The following is a 15,451-nucleotide window of genomic DNA, read 5'->3' on the forward strand; positions in this document are numbered from 1 at the left end:
CGCAAGGCACCTGTGTTTCTTCTTCCAGGCCGCCGACCTCGAAAGGCCGGCGGCTCCTTCACTCAGTCGTCCAGATGGGCGACGGCGATCAGGTTGTGGAAGTGGGCGATGCCGTGCTCGCTGATGCCGCTGCGCTCCTTGTCCACCATGATCCGGCCCTGGCCGCGGTAGCCGCGGGACTTCAGGCCCTTCTGCACGCTTTCCACCAGACGCAGGTCTTCCGGACGGAACACGTCGCGGTACCAGTCGATCAGGGTCTGCTGCTCGGGGGTGATGTCCTTGTTGAGGAAGTAGATGTCGTAGTGCTGCAGGGTGGTTTCCGCATCGACCGGGAACTCGTAGATCACGGTCATGAAGTTGGCGCCCGGCGGAACGTTGAACATGGTGCACGGCCAGGCCCAGAAGCCGCAGAAGGACGGATCGGTTACCGACTCATCGACCTTGAAGGACTGCTCGGAGGACTTGGCGATGCCGTACTGCAGGGACCAGTTGCCGTGCAGGGTATGGGTGTACTGGCCGACGTCGACGGAGTCGGCGAAGCTCGGGTGCGCCGGGCCGCAGTGGTAGCACTCCATGTAGTTGTCGACGATGGATTTCCAGTTGGCCGGGGTCTCGGTGACGAAACGGGCCGCCAGCTGCAGGTCGTCGATCACCGCGCAGGCCTCGCGCATGCGGGCTTGCAGGCCCGGCAGCTGGTCTTCGACGGAGCCCGCTTGCATGTCCATGTTGATGAAGATGAAGCCGGCGTATTCCTCGACGCGCAGCGGCACCAGGCCGTACTCGCCCTTGTCGAAGCCCTGCACGGAGTCGCAGTTGCGCACGTGGGTCAGCTCGCCGTCGAGCTTGAAGGTCCAGGCGTGGTACGGGCAGGCGATCACGTTCTTGGCCTTGCCGCTGCCTTCCAGCAGCTGGTGGCCGCGGTGCGGGCAGACGTTGTAGAAGGCGCGCAGCACGCTGTCGCGGCCGCGGACGACGATGATGCTTTCGCCGATCACCTCGCGGGTGATGTAGGCGTTGTTCTCGGCCACTTCGCTGCGGTGGGCGACGCAGATCCAGCTCTTGGCGAAGATCTCTTCCTTCTCGTGCTCGTACACGGCCGGGCTGGTATAGAACTTCGCCGGGATGGTGAAGGCCTCTTCGGGGTTGGCGCAGAAATCGGCAGGCAGGCGGGTGAATTCGTTCATTGTTGTTTCTCCTGGCTGAGGCACCTTGCGGCGCCCTTATCACTCATCAGTTAACAGGTATCTATTGGTTAACAAGCAGGGCAAAAAAATTTGCCGTGTTCGATCCCGCCCCCACGGCGCAGGGGCGGAATCCGGGACTTCAGGTCTTATTGGGCGGCTACCGCAGCCACCTTCTCGCCACGCATCTCATGCGCCGGTTCGGAGGTGTCCTCGCCGGCCAGGCGGGTGGCCTCTTCCTCGATCAGGTAGGCCGGCACCTTGCCGTAGTCCTGCACCATCCACTTGAAGAAGCCGTAGATCTTCACCAGCAGGATCAGCATGAACGGGATCGCGGTGAGCACCACTGCGGTCTTCATGGTCGACAGCGAGGCCTTGGCGAACAGCATGGCCAGCGGCACCAGGGTCAGGGTGACGCACCAGAACAGGCGGTGGGTCGGGGTCGGGTCGTCGCCTTCCTTGAGGTTGCGGGTGCTGGTGGCGGCTACGGCGTAGGCCGCGGCATCCATGTGCGAGGCGCAGAACACCGCCATGATGAACAGGTACACGGCGAGGAACAGCTTGCCCATCGGCAGCGCGGTCAGCAGCATTTCCACCGCGGTTTCACCGCCGTGCTCGCTGAGGATCTTCGGTACGTCGATGGCGCCGTTGATGAACTGGTGCATGCTGTAGCTTTCCAGCGCGCCGAAGAAGAACCAGCAGCCGAAGCTACCGCCCAGCAGCAGGGCGAACACCACTTCCTTGATCTGCCGGCCGCGGGAAACGCGGGTCACGAACATGGCCACGCCAGGCGCGTAGGACACCCACCAGAGCCAGTAGAACACCGTCCAGTTTCGCGTGAATGCGCCATCCCCCGCGGGGTCGGTGAACAGGCTCATGTGCACGTAGTTCTGGATCATCAGGCCGACGGCATTGGCGGTGTTGTTGATGGTGAACTGGGTCGGGCCGACCAGCAGCACAACCGCGGCGAACACCAGGGCGCCATAGCAGACCATCTTGCTCAGGTGCTGCAGGCCGCCATCGATGCCGATGTAGGAGCTGAGGGAGAACAGCACGGCGATCACGCCGATCACCATCAGTTGCACGGTGAAGGTATCCGGCGTGCCGACCAGGCCGGACAGGCCGCGGGTCAGGGTCGAGGCGGTGAGCGCCAGGGATACGGTGAGCGCGCCCATCATGGTCAGCAGGAAGATCAGGTCCACCGTGCGGCCGACCGGGCCGGTGGCCTTGAAGCCGGTGACGGCCTCGACGATGGAGGCGAGGTTCAGGCCGCTCTTCTTGCGCACGTGGAAGTGATAGGCCATCGCCAGCGAAGCGAGCGCGTAGATCGACCAGGCGCTGATGCCCCAGTGGAAGAACGAGTAGCTGACGCTGTATTCCAGCGCCTCGCGGCTGCCGGCGGCGATGTTCAGGCCGGGGGTCTGGTAGTAGTACGCCCACTCCATCACGCCCCAGTAGAGGGTCGACGAACCCATGCCGGCGCAGATGAACATGAACACCCAGGTGGCGGTGGAATATTCCGGCTTGCCGCTGCCGAGGCGGATGTTGCCGTACTTGCTGAAAGCGATATAGAGAACGGCCAGCGAGCTGGAGAAGACCAGCAACTGGACGGCGGTGCCGAAGCTGCGGGTGGACAGTTCGAACAGCTGGTTGGCTACCTTTTCCGCTTCCGCGGGGAACGCTGCAAGGCCGACGACGGTGAGCAGCACGGCGATCAGGCTCACGGTTATCAGGAACACGTCGATCTTTTTATTCTTGTGGGACATTTTTCGTCTCCGGAGATCGTTGGAATACTTCCATCGGAGATTCAGGCAAGGCGTCTCCGGGGAAGCTGTTATTCGGTGGTTTTTCCTTGTGTCTTGCCCCTGTTAACCTTTGGTTTACTAAAATCCATTGGTTAACAGTGTGCACGCAAAGCCGCCTGTGTGCAAGATTGCCGCACCCCCTCCCTGGGTAGCAGGTGACGATCGGTCGCCACCTGCCGAGGTGCGGCAGCGCCGGGTTTCAGCCCTGAACGAGGGCGGCGATCGCCTCGCCGACCTGCTGGGTCGACTGCTTGCCACCCATGTCGCGGGTCACCTGCCCTTCGGCGATCACTTTCTCGATGGCGCCGAGGATGTCGTCATGGGCCGCACGGAACTCGCCCTCGCCATTGCCGAGGAAATCCAGCATCAGCGCACCCGACCAGATCATGGCGATCGGGTTGGCAATGTTCTGGCCATGGATGTCCGGCGCCGAACCGTGGACCGGTTCGAACAGCGAGGGGAACTTGCGCTCGGGGTTGAGGTTGGCCGACGGCGCGATGCCGATGGTGCCGGCGCAGGCCGGGCCGAGGTCGGAGAGGATGTCGCCGAACAGGTTGGAAGCCACCACCACGTCGAAACGCTCCGGCTGCAGCACGAAGCGGGCGCAGAGGATATCGATGTGCTGCTTGTCCCAGGTGATTTCCGGATAACCGGCCGCCATCGCCTCGGTGCGCTCGTCCCAGTAGGGCATGCTCACCGCCATGCCGTTGGACTTGGTGGCCGAGGTCAGGCGCTTGCGCTCGCGGGTCTGGGCCAGGTCGAAGGCGTACTTGAGGATGCGGTCGACGCCGCGGCGGGTGAACACCGATTCCTGCAGGACGAACTCGTTCTCGGTGCCTTCGAACATGCGGCCGCCGAGGGAGGAGTACTCGCCTTCGGTGTTCTCGCGGATCACCACGAAGTCGATGTCGCCCGGCTGCTTGCCGGCCAGCGGGCACGGCACGCCGGGGAACAGGCGCACCGGACGGATGTTCACGTACTGGTCGAACTCGCGGCGGAACTTCAGCAGCGAGCCCCACAGGGAAATGTGGTCGGGCACCTTGTCCGGCCAGCCGACCGCGCCGAAATACAGGGCGTCGAAGCTCTGCAGCTGCTGGAACCAGTCGTCCGGCATCATCTTGCCGTGCTGCAGGTAGTAGTCGCAGCTGGCCCACTCGAAGAATTCGAACTCGAGGTTGACGCCATGCTTCTGCGCCGCGGCCTGGACCACGCGCACGCCTTCGGGAAGGACTTCATTGCCGATGCCGTCGCCGGGAATTGCGGCGATCCTGAATGTCTTGCTCATGCCGGGCACACTCACGGGGGTGGGAGAAAGGAGGTGCAGCCATGCTATAAGGCATGAGTCGAAACATAATCAGCCCCATCATTGATTCTTGAAACACGAACCGTGAACAATCTACCGAACCTGGAAGACCTCAACGTCTTCGTCCAAGTCGCCCGCCGCTCCAGCTTCGCCGCCGCCGCCAGCGAGCTGGGCATGTCCCCCGCTTTCATCAGCAAGCGCATCCGCCTGCTCGAACAGGACCTCGGCGTGCGCCTGCTGCACCGCACCACCCGCCGGGTGACGGTCAGCGAGGACGGCGAGCGGGTCTACCAGTGGGCGCTGCGCATCTTCGACGCGGTGCAGCGCATGGGCGACGAGGTGTCGGCGCTGCACCGCGAGCCGAGCGGCCAGCTGCGCATCGTCAGCAGCTTCGGCCTCGGCCGGCGCTTCGTCGCTCCGGCGCTGTCGGAACTGTCGGCGCGCTACCCGCAGCTGGATATCCGCCTGGACGTGTACGACCGGCTGGTCGATCTGGTCGACGAGGGCTTCGACCTGGACATCCGCATCGGCAACGAGATTTCCCCGAACCTGATCGCCAAGCCGCTGGCGAAGAACCGCCGGGTGCTCTGCGCCAGCCCCGGATACCTGGAACGCCGCGGCACCCCGCGGGCCCTGGCGGAGCTGGCTCAGCACGAGTGCCTGGTGATCAAGGAACGCGACCACCCGTTCGGCATCTGGCGCCTGCAGGGTCCGGATGGCGAGGAAAGCGTGAAGGTCACCGGGCCGCTGTCGGCCAACCACGGCGAGGTGGTGCACCAGTGGTGCCTGGACGGCCGCGGCGTGCTGCTGCGCTCCTACTGGGACGTGCGCGACAGCCTGGCCAGCGGCGCGCTGGTGCATGTGCTGCCGGACTACCAGCAACCGGCGGACATCTGGGCGGTGCACGCGGCGCCGCTGTCCAGCTCGGCGAAGATCCGCGTGGCGGTGGAGTTCCTGCGGCAGTATTTTGCGGAGCGGTATGCGGAGGCGTAGGACGCTGCGCTCTTCGTAGGAACGCGCCATGCGCGCGACGCTCTTGTGCGGGACCGGTCGCGGGCATGGCCCGTTCCTACAAAGGCCCGGCGTGTCCCTGTAGGAGCGAGCTTGCTCGCGAACAAGCCGCCCCGGCACCACGAGACCTCACAACTGCGCCACATGCCCCTCCGGCTGGTGCGCTTTCAGATATGGCAGCAGCACCGCCAGCAGCGGCGCCTTGAAGCGCTCCTGGAAACTGTGCGCCATCCCCGGGATCAGCTTCAGCTGCGCCCCCCGCACATGTGCCGCCACATGCACGCCGTGCATCACCGGCAACAGCGGATCGGCGGTGCCGTGGATCACCAGGGTCGGCAGGTCGAGGCGGTTGAGCAGTTCCACCCGGCTCGGTTCGGCGAGGATCGCCAGCAGTTGCCGCTGCACGCCTTCCGGATTGAACGCGCGGTCATAGGAGCGCGCCGCCTCGTCCAGCAGTTCCGTCCGATCGGCCCGTACTTCCGGGCTGCCGAGGGCGGCGAGCAGGTCGACCTGTTGCTCCAGCGCCTGCTCGCGATTCGCTGCCTCGCGCCGGGCGAGCAGGCGCAGCAGGTCGTCGCTGGGCGGCGGCAGGCCCTCGGCGCCGGAGCTGGTCATCACCAGGGTCAGGCTGATCACCCGCTGCGGCGCCAGGTCGGCGACGTGCTGGGCGATCATCCCGCCCATGCTCGCGCCGAGCACATGGGCGCGCTGGATATGCAGCGCGTCCAGCAGGTTCAGGGCGTCGCCGGCCATGTCGGTCAGGCTGTAGGGCGCGTGGACCGGCAGGCCGAGGCGGTAGCGCAGCACTTCGTAAGCGAGCATGGAGCCCGGCACCGGCACCCTCCAGGCGGACAGCCCGACGTCGCGGTTGTCGTAGCGGATCACCCGCAGCCCCTGCTGGCAGAGGGCGCGGACCACCTCGTCCGGCCAGTGGATCAGCTGGCCGCCCAGCCCCATGATCAGCAACAGCGCCGGGTCGCGCTCGTGGCCGATGCTCTGGTAGGCCAGGCGCACGTCGCCGAGCGCGACGGTTTCGGTCGGTACCCGCGTATCGCAAGGATCGGCGGCAAAGGCGGGCAATGACAGGCCGCAAAGAAGTGCAGCCGCCCAAACAAGCGCACGCATGTGAATTTCCAGAATGCAGAACCCCAGTAGGACGCATTCTGGTGAATTTCCGTCGTTCGCTCTGCCACAAAACCATGACAGTTTGATGAAGGGCGCCGAGCGGTCGCCGCGGATGATCCGAGTCATTGGCCGGAACCGGGCCAGCTACCATGATCAGCGACGAACCGCCCAAGCCTGGAGTCCCGCCCCATGAGTTACCCGATCCTGCTCACCCTGCACCTGCTGGCCGCGCTGATGTTCGTCGGCACGGTGTTCTTCGAGGTGCTGATCCTCGAACGCGTGCGCAAGCACGTGCCCGAGGACGCCATGCGCGCCGTGGAAAGGGCCATCGGCCAGCGCGCCCGCCGGCTGATGCCCTGGGTGATCCTGGTGCTGTTCGGCGCCGGCCTGGGGATGGCCTGGGAGCGTTACCTGCAGCTGCTCGCCGAGCCGTGGCGCTCGCCCTTCGCCACGCTGCTGGCGCTGAAGATCCTGCTCGCCCTCAGCGTGCTCGGGCATTTCCTCTTCACCATGCTGCTGTTCGCCAGCGGACGCATGACCGCACGCCGCTCGCGGATCATCCACATCAGCGTGTTCTGCCACGTGGTGCTGATCGTGCTGCTGGCGAAGGGGATGTTCTTCATCAGCTGGTAACCCTCTCCCCGAAGGAAGAGGATTACCAAGCGGCTCAGGCATACTCGCGGCGCAGCTGGCGGGCCGCGGCGACCATGTTCACCAGCGCCGCCTCGGTTTCCGCCCAGCCGCGGGTCTTCAGGCCGCAGTCCGGGTTGACCCACAGGCGCTCGGCGGGAATGCGCCGGGCAGCCTTGCGCAGCAGCTTGGCCATCTCCTCGCTGGCCGGCACGCGCGGCGAATGGATGTCGTAGACGCCCGGACCGATCTCGTTCGGGTAGGCGAAGGCCTCGAAGGCATCCAGCAGCTCCATGTCCGAGCGCGAGGTCTCGATGGTGATCACGTCGGCATCCATGGCGGCGATGGACTCGATCACGTCGTTGAACTCGCTGTAGCACATGTGGGTGTGGATCTGCGTCTCGTCGCGCACGCCGGAAGCGCACAGGCGGAACGCCTCGGTGGCCCAGTCGAGGTAACGGCCCCACTGCTCGCGGCGCAGCGGCAGGCCCTCGCGGAAGGCGGCCTCGTCGATCTGCACGATGCGGATGCCGGCGGCCTCCAGGTCGACCACCTCGTCACGGATCGCCAAAGCCAGCTGGCGCGCCTGCACCTCGCGACTGACGTCCTCGCGGGGGAAGGACCACATCAGCATGGTCACCGGGCCGGTCAGCATGCCCTTCATCACCTTGCCGGTGAGGCTCTGGGCATACCTGATCCACTCCACGGTCATGGCCTGCGGACGGCTCAGGTCGCCGTAGATCACCGCCGGCTTCACGCAGCGCGAACCGTAGCTCTGCACCCAGCCGAAGCGGGTGAAGACGTAGCCGTCGAGCTGCTCGGCGAAGTACTCGACCATGTCGTTGCGCTCGGCCTCGCCGTGCACCAGCACGTCCAGGCCGAGGTTTTCCTGCACTTCCACGGCATGGCGGATTTCGCTGTGCATGGCCTCGGTGTATTCGGCCTGGGACAGCTTGCCCTGCTTGAACGACTGGCGGGCCAGACGGATGGCAGACGTCTGCGGGAAGGAACCGATGGTGGTGGTCGGGAACAGCGGCAGGTCGAGATGCGCGCGCTGTTTCTGGATACGCTCGGCGAACGGCGACGGACGCTGGCCGTCCTGCGGGCGCAGGGCAGCAACACGAGCCTGCACCGCCGGCTTGTGGATGCGCGGCGAGGCGGCGCGGCTGGCCTGCACGGCGCGGCTTTCAGCCAGGGCGGCGAGCACTTGCGGGGCTTCCGGCTCGCTCAGCGCGCGGGCCAGGACGGCGACCTCCCCGCACTTCTGCACGGCAAAGGCCAGCCAGCTCTTCAGCTCGGCATCCAGCTTGTCTTCGCGGGCCAGGTCCACCGGGCTGTGCAGCAGCGAGCAGGACGGCGCGATCCACAGGCGCTCGCCGAGACGCTCATGGGCGTGACGGGCGACTTCCAGCGCCTTCTCCAGGTCGCAGCGCCAGACGTTGCGGCCGTTGACCAGGCCGAGGGACAGCACCTTGTAGGCCGGCAGGCGGTCGAGGATGGTCGGGTACTGCTCCGGCGCGCGCACCAGGTCGATGTGCAGGCCGTCCAGCGGCAGGCCGGCGGCCAGCCCGAGGTTGTCTTCCAGGCCGCCGAAATAGGTGGCGATCAGCTTCTTCAGCGGTTCCTTCTGCAGCAGGTTGTAGGCGCGCTCGAAGGCGTTCTTCCAGTCCTGCGGCAGGTCGAGAACGAGGATCGGCTCGTCGATCTGCACCCACTCCACGCCCTGCGCGGCGAGACGCTGGAAGATCTGGCCGTAGAGCGGCAGCAGGCGTTCCAGCAGCTCCAGCTTGTCGAACTCAGCGCCCTTCACCTTGCCCAGCCAGAGGTAGGTCAGCGGGCCGATCAGCACCGGCTTCACCGCGTGACCGAGGGCAAGCGCCTCGTCCACTTCCTCGAACAGCTGTTCCCAGCTCAGCTCGAAGCGCTGGTCGGCGCTGAATTCCGGGACCAGGTAGTGGTAGTTGGTATCGAACCACTTGGTCATCTCCTGGGCATGCGCCCCGCCACAGCAGTTGTCGCTGCTCTTCGTTCCTACAGCGCCACGCGCCATGGCGAACAGGGTCTGCAGGGTCGGCTTGGCGTTGCCATGGCCACGGAAGCGCTCGGGAATCACGCCGAAGGTCAGCGAGTGGGTCAGCACCTGGTCGTACCAGGCGAAATCGCCCACCGGCAGCAGCTCGATGCCGGCGTCCTTCTGCACCTGCCAGTGCGCCGCGCGCAGTTCGCGACCGACGGCGCGCAGGCCGGCTTCGTCGAGTTCGCCTTTCCAGAAGGCTTCCTGCGCCTTCTTCAGTTCGCGGTCGCGACCGATGCGGGGGAAGCCGAGGGAATGAGCCAATGCCATGGCGGAAATCTCCAATACGAGGTTGATGGCGCGCATTGTCGACAGCCAGGTCGTTATGAGACAAACTCAATCTATTCTCGTTGTAATCAAGTTTTACTCATGTTGGACACGCCGCCATGCTCGAACTTCGCCACCTGAAAACCCTGCACGCCCTCCGCGAAGCCGACAGCCTGGTGGAAGCCGCCGAGCGCCTGCACCTCACCCAGTCCGCCCTCTCCCACCAGTTCAAGGAACTGGAGGACCGCCTCGGCCTGTCGCTGTTCATCCGCAAGACCAAGCCGGTGCGCTTCACCAGCGCCGGCCTGCGCCTGCTGCAACTGGCCGATGCCGTGCTGCCGCAGCTGCGCAGCGCCGATCGCGACCTGGCGCGGCTGGCCGGGGGAACCGCGGGACGCCTGCACATGGCGATCGAGTGCCACAGCTGCTTCCAGTGGCTGATGCCGACCATCGACCAGTTCCGCGATGCCTGGCCGGAGGTGGAGCTGGACCTCGCCTCGGGCTTCTCCTTCGCCCCCCTGCCCGCCCTGGCGCGCGGCGACCTCGACCTGGTGGTGACCTCCGATCCCGTGGAGATCGCCGGCATCACCTACGTCCCGCTGTTCACCTACGAGGCGCTGCTGGCGGTGGACAACCACCACGCCCTGGCAACCAGGCCGTACATCGTCCCGGAAGACCTGGCCAGCCAGACGCTGATCACCTATCCGATCGAGCGCGACCGCCTGGACATCTTCACCCGCTTCCTGGAGCCGGCCGACATCGAGCCGGCGCAGGTGCGCACCTCGGAGCTGACGGTGATGATGATGCAACTGGTGGCCTCCGGGCGCGGCGTCTGCAGCCTGCCCAACTGGGCGCTGCACGAATACAGCTCGCGCGGTTACGTCACCGCCAAGCGCCTGGGCGAGAAGGGCCTGTACTGCACGCTGTACGCCGCCATCCGCGCGGACATGCTGGATGCGCCGTTCATGCGCGACTTCCTGCTGACGGCGAAGGACACCTCCTTCGCCACCCTCGAAGGGGTCAGCGCGGCGAAGGGGTAAGTCGCGAAGCGCTTGCGAGGCCGATGTTCGCGAGCAAGCTCGCTCCTACGAAGAGCGGGTGTCACCCTGCAGTAGCGAGTTTGCTCGCGAACCAATGCCCCGTCAGAACAGCGCGATGCTGTAGCTCAGGTACAGGCGGTTCTCGTCGACGTCGCGGCTGAAGTCGGAGCGGTAGGTCGCGTTGCGCCAGGTCAACCCCAGGCCCTTCAGGACACCGCTCTGCAGCACGTACTTGATGTCGGTGTCGCGCTCCCATTCGCGGCTGCCGGCGCCCGCGGTCGGCTGCGCGTCGCGGCCGCTGAAGTAGCGGGTCATGAAGCTCAGGCCGGGCAGGCCCAGCGGGGCGAAATCGTAGTCGTAGCGCGCCTGCCAGGAGCGTTCCCCGGCCTCGGCGAAATCGCCGTACTGGCCGAAGTTGATCAGGTACGGATCGGTCCCGTCCAGGTAGGGAAATGCGCTGTCGCCGTGCATGCGCTGGTAACCCAGGCCGAAGGCATGGCCGTTGTGCAGGCGGTAGGTGAGCAGGCCGCTGAAGGAGCGGTTGTCGATCCTGCCGCCGCGGCCGTCGCCGGCATCCCTGCTGAGCGCCAGGCGCAGGTCGGTTTCCAGGCTGTCCGCGCCGACGGGCGTCTGGCTCTTCAGGCCGAGGAAGTGCTGGTCGTAGACATCCTCCAGCTCGCCGTAGTGGTAGCTTCCGGTCCAGCCCGGAGCGAACTGGTAGTCCAGGCCGCCCAGGTGGAAGTGATCGGCCTGCGCCGCCCCGGCGAAGCGTCCGTTGCGGTTGAACAGCGCCAGGTCGCTGGTGCCCGCCTCGTTGCGCTGGCTGACCTCATCCAGCCGCCCCAGGTTCAGGGTCAGGCCGCTCACTTCGCCGGACGTCAGCAGGCCGCCCTGGAACACCTGCGGGAACAGGCGGCCATAGTTGGGCTGCACGGTGGGCAGCTTGGGCACCAGCGCGCCGATCTTCAGCTCCGTGCGGGAGATGCGCAGCTTGGCCGTCGGATCGAGCCGCGCATAGTCGTCCGCCGCGCGCCCATCGCCCCGCACCGGTAGCAGCCCGGTGCCGCTGCGGTCGGGGCTCGAATCGAGCTTGACGCCCAGCTTGCCGAGGGCGTCCAGGCCAACGCCAACTGTGCCGGCGGTGTAGCCCGAGCGGTAGTCGAGGAGAAAGCCCTGGGCCCACTCCTCGCTCTTCGAGCGGCCGGCGCCGTCGCGGAAATCGCGGTTCATGTAGAAGTTGCGCATGGACAGGCTGGCCTTGCCGTCCTCCAGGAAGCCGTCGGCCAGCGCCAGCGACGGGGCACAGCAGGCAGCCAGGGCGACAGGCAGGAAAACGGTGTTTTTCTTGTTGTTGTTCATCGATGCTCTCCGAAGTTTCCAGGGCGCCGGACGGCGCCCACATCCGCGCGCCTCAGACGCGCTCGATCACCATCGCCACGCCCTGGCCGACCCCGACGCACAGGCTGACCACGGCGTAGCGCAGGTTTCGGCTGTGCAGCGCGCGGCTGGCGGTCAGCGCCAGCCGGGCACCGGACGCGCCGAGCGGATGGCCGAGGGCGATGGCGCCGCCATTGGGGTTGACCCGCGGGTCGTCGAAGTCCAGGCGGAGGGCTTTCAGGCACGCCAGGACCTGGGAGGCGAATGCCTCGTTGATCTCGATCAGGTCGACCTCGTGCAGGCCGAGGCCGGCGCGCTGCAGCGCCACCAGGATCGCCTGGTGCGGGCCGATGCCCATGATGCGCGGCTCCACGCCGACGCTGGCGGAGGCCAGGACCCGCGCCAGCGGCCGCACGCCGTGGCGCTCGCCGATCTCGCGGTCGCCGAGCAGCAGCGCCGCCGCGCCGTCGTTGATGCCCGAGGCGTTGCCGGCGGTGACCACGCCGCCGGGGAACAGCGACGGCAGGCGGGACAGCGCCGCCAGGTCCGATTGCGGGCGCGGATGCTCGTCGTGTTCGACGAGCAGCGTCTCGCCCCTGCGTCCGGACGGCACCTCGACAGGCATGATCTCGCCGGCGAAGAAGCCGGCCCGCAGCGCTGCCTGGTAGCGCGCCTGGGAAGCGGCGGCGAAGCGGTCGGCGTCCTCGCGGGCGATGCCGAACTCGCGCGCCACGTTGTCGCCGGTCTCCGGCATGCTGTCGTTGCCATGCCGCTCGACCAGCCGCGGATTGGCGAAGCGCGCGCCGATGGTGCTGTCGAAGACGTTCACCGCCCGGCTGAAGGCGCTGTCCGCCTTGCCCATGACGAACGGCGCGCGGGACATGCTTTCGGCGCCGCCGGCCAGGTACAGCCGGCCCTCGCCGCAGGTGATCGCCCGCGCCGCGTCGATCACCGCCGACAGGCCGCTGGCGCACAGGCGGTTGACCGTCTGCCCCGGCACCCGCCACGGCAGACCGGCGGCGAGCAGGGCATTACGCGCCAGGTTGCGGCTGTCCTCGCCGGCCTGGTTGGTGCAGCCGAGGATCACATCCTCCAGGTCGTCGACAGCGAAGCCGGAGGTCTCCACGACCCGCGCCAGCAGCGCGCCGACCAGGTCGTCCGGACGCACCCGGGACAGGGCGCCGGCGTGGCGGCCGAACGGAGTGCGCAGGCCGGCATAGATATAGGCATCGAGCATGATGAGGTTCTCGCAGGGAAAGGCGGATGGTCAGGCCGGCAACGGGTTTTCCGGCTGGCTCAGGGAAATGCCCAGGCTGGCGCGGCGGCGCAGCCAGGGGCTCGGGCGGTAGCGCGGGTCGCCGGTTAGCGCGTGGATGCGCTCGAGGATGCGCAGCAGGCGCGCGGCGCCCAGGCGGTCGCCCCACTCCAGCGGACCGTGGGGATAACCGAGGCCAAGGCGCACCGCCAGGTCGATGTCGGCCACCGAGGCGATCCCCTGCTGGGCGATGTCGCAGGCCAGGTTGACGATCGAGGCCAGCGTGCGCTGGACGATGAAGCCGGTACTGTCGCGGATCACCGTCACCCCGGCGCCATCGCGGGCGAACAGCGCGTGGGCGGCGTGCCGCATGTCCGCGCGGGTCAGCGGGTTGAACATCAGGCAGCGGTGCCGTTCGAGATCAGTCAGGGTATCGACCGCAACCACCCGCGCCGGATCGACGGCGAAACGCTGTGCGGCATGGCTGGCGTCGTCGCCAAGCGGCGCCAGCAGGCACAGCGCGGCGTCGGACGGGTGCTCGCCGGACTCGACTTCGGCGCCCAGGCGCTCCAGCAACGCCAGCAGGCGGGTACGGCCGAGCGGGTCGTCGGCGCCCAGCCACACCGGCGGCAGCGCCGTGCAGGCCGGCGCGGCCTGGGCTGTAGCGCGCGGCGCGGCGCCTTCGCCATCATATGAATAGAAGCCCTGGCCGCTCTTGCGCCCCAGGTGCCCGGCCGCGAGCATCTGCCGCAGCAGCGGATGAGGCCGGTAGCGCGGCTCCTCGTAGAACTGCCGGTAGACCGACTCCATCACCGGCAGGCTGACGTCCAGGCCGATCAGGTCGAGCAGTTCGAACGGCCCCATGCGGAAGCCGGCGCTTTCCCGCAGCACGGCGTCGATCGCCGCCACGCTGGCCACGCCCTCGCCGAGAATGCGCAGCGCCTCGGTGCCGAACGCGCGTCCGGCGTGGTTGACGATGAAACCGGGGGTGTCCCTGGCGCGCACCGGCTGGTGCCCCATGACACCGACCAGCTCGCACAGGCGTTCGCCGACCTCGCTGTGGGTGGCGAGGCCTTCGATCACCTCGACCAGGCGCATCAGCGGTACCGGGTTGAAGAAATGCAGGCCGGCGACGCGGCCGGGATCGCGGCAGGCCGAGGCGATCGCGGTGATCGACAGCGACGAGGTATTGCTCGCCAGGATGGTCCCGGCCTCCAGCACCTCTTCCAGCTGGCGGAACAGCGCCTGCTTGGCTTCGAGGTTCTCGACGATCGCCTCGACCACCACCTGGCAGCCGCGCAGCGCCTCCAGGCTTTCCAGCACCTGCAGATTGCCAACCGCCCGGTCGGCGGCCTCGGCCGTCAGCCGGCCCTTTTCCACCCGCTTCGCGAGGATCGCCGCGATGCCGTCGCGGGCACTCCGCGCCGCTCCGGGACGGACGTCGAACAGGCAGGCGCACAGCCCGGCCTGCGCGGTGAGCTGGGCGATGCCCTGCCCCATGGCACCGGCACCGACGATGCCGACGCAGGTGATCGGTTGACTGCTCATGCTCCGCGATACTCCGGCTTGCGCTTGTCGAGGAAGGCGCGCATGCCTTCCTTCTGGTCCTTCGAATCGAACAGCAGCTGGAAGGCCTTGCGTTCCAGCGCCAGGGCGTGGTCCAGCGGCATGTCCATGCCGGCCAGCACCACCTCCTTGATCTGCGCCAGCGCCAGCGGCGGCATGGCGGCGATGCCGCGGGCCAGTTCCAGCGCCCTGGGCAGGGTCTGGGCATCGGCCACCACTTCGCTGACCAGCCCCATCGCCAGCGCCTCGTCGGCGCTCACCATGCAGCCGGTCAGCAGCATGCGCAGCGCCTGGTACTTGCCGACCGCGCGCAGCAGGCGCTGGGTGCCGCCGGCGCCGGGCATCACGCCGACCTTGATCTCCGGCTGGGCGAAGCGCGCGGAGGCGCCGGCGACGATCAGGTCGCAGTGCATCGCCAGCTCGCAGCCGCCACCCAGGGCGTAACCGTTGACGGCGGCGATGACCGGCTTGGCGCAGCGGGAAATCGCCTGCCAGTGGCGCTCGACGTGGCGCTGGTAGATCTGCAGCGCGCCGGCCTCGGCCATTTCGCCGAGGTCCGCCCCGGCGGCGAATACCCGATCGCCGCCGGTGACGACGATCACGCGGGTCTCGGCGCAGTCGTTCAGTTGCAGGAAGTGCGCGGCCAGTTCCTCGCGCAGGGTCATGTTCAGGGCGTTCAGCGCCGCCGGACGGTTCAGCCGCAGCACGGCCACGCCCTCCTCCGGTCGTTCCAGCAGCAGCGTGGATTCGGGGCGCACGGCCCCCTGGCAAGAGCTCATGACGATCTCCGGCTGTTCGATTGGGGAAGTCGGCGGCC

The 15,451-nt window shown here is 67.3% G+C and carries 12 protein-coding genes; 3 read left to right on the top strand and 9 right to left on the bottom strand.

The annotated features are described in order from the left end of the window. Nucleotides 1-62: 62 nt before the first annotated feature. From BLR75_RS10650 to BLR75_RS10660, 3 genes are all read right to left on the bottom strand, one after another. Nucleotides 63-1,184, bottom strand: coding sequence for an aromatic ring-hydroxylating oxygenase subunit alpha (locus BLR75_RS10650; RefSeq protein ID WP_084310909.1), 1,122 nt, complete (start codon nt 1,182-1,184; stop codon nt 63-65). Between the two features lie 146 nt (nt 1,185-1,330). Beyond that, a complete protein-coding gene (locus tag BLR75_RS10655; protein WP_084310911.1) occupies nt 1,331-2,947 on the bottom strand; it encodes a BCCT family transporter in 1,617 nt (538 codons plus the stop codon). 238 nt (nt 2,948-3,185) lie between these two features. After that, the gene (locus tag BLR75_RS10660; protein WP_084310913.1) at nt 3,186-4,271 is read right to left on the bottom strand and encodes a tartrate dehydrogenase; all 1,086 of its coding nucleotides are present in this window, start codon (nt 4,269-4,271) and stop codon (nt 3,186-3,188) included. Between the two features lie 102 nt (nt 4,272-4,373). On the opposite strand from BLR75_RS10660, the gene BLR75_RS10665 reads away from it, so the two are divergent. Continuing rightward, nucleotides 4,374-5,282, top strand: a complete 909-nt coding sequence (locus tag BLR75_RS10665) for a LysR substrate-binding domain-containing protein (protein WP_084310915.1) — start codon at nt 4,374-4,376, stop codon at nt 5,280-5,282. A 147-nt stretch (nt 5,283-5,429) separates the two neighbouring features. Here BLR75_RS10665 and BLR75_RS10670 read toward each other — a convergent pair whose 3' ends face one another. Further along, nucleotides 5,430-6,425, bottom strand: a complete 996-nt coding sequence (locus BLR75_RS10670) for an alpha/beta fold hydrolase (protein ID WP_084310917.1) — start codon at nt 6,423-6,425, stop codon at nt 5,430-5,432. A 189-nt stretch (nt 6,426-6,614) separates the two neighbouring features. Here BLR75_RS10670 and BLR75_RS10675 point away from each other — a divergent pair, with 189 nt between their 5' ends. Further along, the gene (locus BLR75_RS10675; protein ID WP_084310919.1) at nt 6,615-7,058 is read left to right on the top strand and encodes a CopD family copper resistance protein; all 444 of its coding nucleotides are present in this window, start codon (nt 6,615-6,617) and stop codon (nt 7,056-7,058) included. Nucleotides 7,059-7,092: 34 nt separating this feature from the next. Here BLR75_RS10675 and metE read toward each other — a convergent pair whose 3' ends face one another. Next, the gene (metE, locus tag BLR75_RS10680; RefSeq protein WP_084310957.1) at nt 7,093-9,399 is read right to left on the bottom strand and encodes a 5-methyltetrahydropteroyltriglutamate--homocysteine S-methyltransferase; all 2,307 of its coding nucleotides are present in this window, start codon (nt 9,397-9,399) and stop codon (nt 7,093-7,095) included. Nucleotides 9,400-9,515: 116 nt separating this feature from the next. Here metE and metR point away from each other — a divergent pair, with 116 nt between their 5' ends. Continuing rightward, nucleotides 9,516-10,436: a transcriptional regulator MetR gene (gene metR / locus BLR75_RS10685; RefSeq protein ID WP_084310921.1), complete on the top strand. Its 921-nt coding sequence runs from the start codon at nt 9,516-9,518 to the stop codon at nt 10,434-10,436. A gap of 102 nt (nt 10,437-10,538) precedes the next feature. Here the strand turns inward: metR and BLR75_RS10690 are convergent, their stop codons facing one another. From BLR75_RS10690 to BLR75_RS10705, 4 genes are read right to left on the bottom strand one after another with little or no spacing between them, the layout of a single operon-like run. Continuing rightward, entirely contained in the window at nt 10,539-11,795 is a 1,257-nt protein-coding gene (locus tag BLR75_RS10690) for an OprD family porin (protein WP_084310922.1), read from the bottom strand. 52 nt (nt 11,796-11,847) lie between these two features. Beyond that, a complete protein-coding gene (locus tag BLR75_RS10695) occupies nt 11,848-13,050 on the bottom strand; it encodes a 3-oxoadipyl-CoA thiolase (protein WP_084310924.1) in 1,203 nt (400 codons plus the stop codon). 30 nt (nt 13,051-13,080) lie between these two features. Beyond that, nucleotides 13,081-14,616 (bottom strand): 3-hydroxyacyl-CoA dehydrogenase, encoded by a 1,536-nt coding sequence (locus BLR75_RS10700; RefSeq protein WP_084310926.1) that lies wholly within the window; start codon nt 14,614-14,616, stop codon nt 13,081-13,083. Next, entirely contained in the window at nt 14,613-15,413 is an 801-nt protein-coding gene (locus BLR75_RS10705) for an enoyl-CoA hydratase (RefSeq protein WP_084310928.1), read from the bottom strand. Before BLR75_RS10705 ends, BLR75_RS10700 begins: the two co-directional genes overlap by 4 nt. Nucleotides 15,414-15,451 lie beyond the last annotated feature (38 nt).

The sequence above is a fragment of the Pseudomonas jinjuensis genome, from assembly GCF_900103845.1.
In the GTDB taxonomy this organism is placed as follows: Bacteria; Pseudomonadota; Gammaproteobacteria; order Pseudomonadales; family Pseudomonadaceae; genus Pseudomonas; species Pseudomonas jinjuensis.

Excerpts from the sequence above, each read along its gene's own strand:
- BLR75_RS10650 (WP_084310909.1), bottom strand. The coding sequence starts at position 1,184 with ATGAACGAATTCACCCGCCTGCCTGCCGATTTCTGCGCCAACCCCGAA.
- BLR75_RS10655 (WP_084310911.1), bottom strand. The coding sequence starts at position 2,947 with ATGTCCCACAAGAATAAAAAGATCGACGTGTTCCTGATAACCGTGAGC.
- BLR75_RS10660 (WP_084310913.1), bottom strand. The coding sequence starts at position 4,271 with ATGAGCAAGACATTCAGGATCGCCGCAATTCCCGGCGACGGCATCGGC.
- BLR75_RS10670 (WP_084310917.1), bottom strand. The coding sequence starts at position 6,425 with ATGCGTGCGCTTGTTTGGGCGGCTGCACTTCTTTGCGGCCTGTCATTG.
- BLR75_RS10675 (WP_084310919.1), top strand. The coding sequence starts at position 6,615 with ATGAGTTACCCGATCCTGCTCACCCTGCACCTGCTGGCCGCGCTGATG.
- metE (WP_084310957.1), bottom strand. The coding sequence starts at position 9,399 with ATGGCATTGGCTCATTCCCTCGGCTTCCCCCGCATCGGTCGCGACCGC.
- metR (WP_084310921.1), top strand. The coding sequence starts at position 9,516 with ATGCTCGAACTTCGCCACCTGAAAACCCTGCACGCCCTCCGCGAAGCC.
- BLR75_RS10690 (WP_084310922.1), bottom strand. The coding sequence starts at position 11,795 with ATGAACAACAACAAGAAAAACACCGTTTTCCTGCCTGTCGCCCTGGCT.
- BLR75_RS10695 (WP_084310924.1), bottom strand. The coding sequence starts at position 13,050 with ATGCTCGATGCCTATATCTATGCCGGCCTGCGCACTCCGTTCGGCCGC.
- BLR75_RS10700 (WP_084310926.1), bottom strand. The coding sequence starts at position 14,616 with ATGAGCAGTCAACCGATCACCTGCGTCGGCATCGTCGGTGCCGGTGCC.
- BLR75_RS10705 (WP_084310928.1), bottom strand. The coding sequence starts at position 15,413 with ATGAGCTCTTGCCAGGGGGCCGTGCGCCCCGAATCCACGCTGCTGCTG.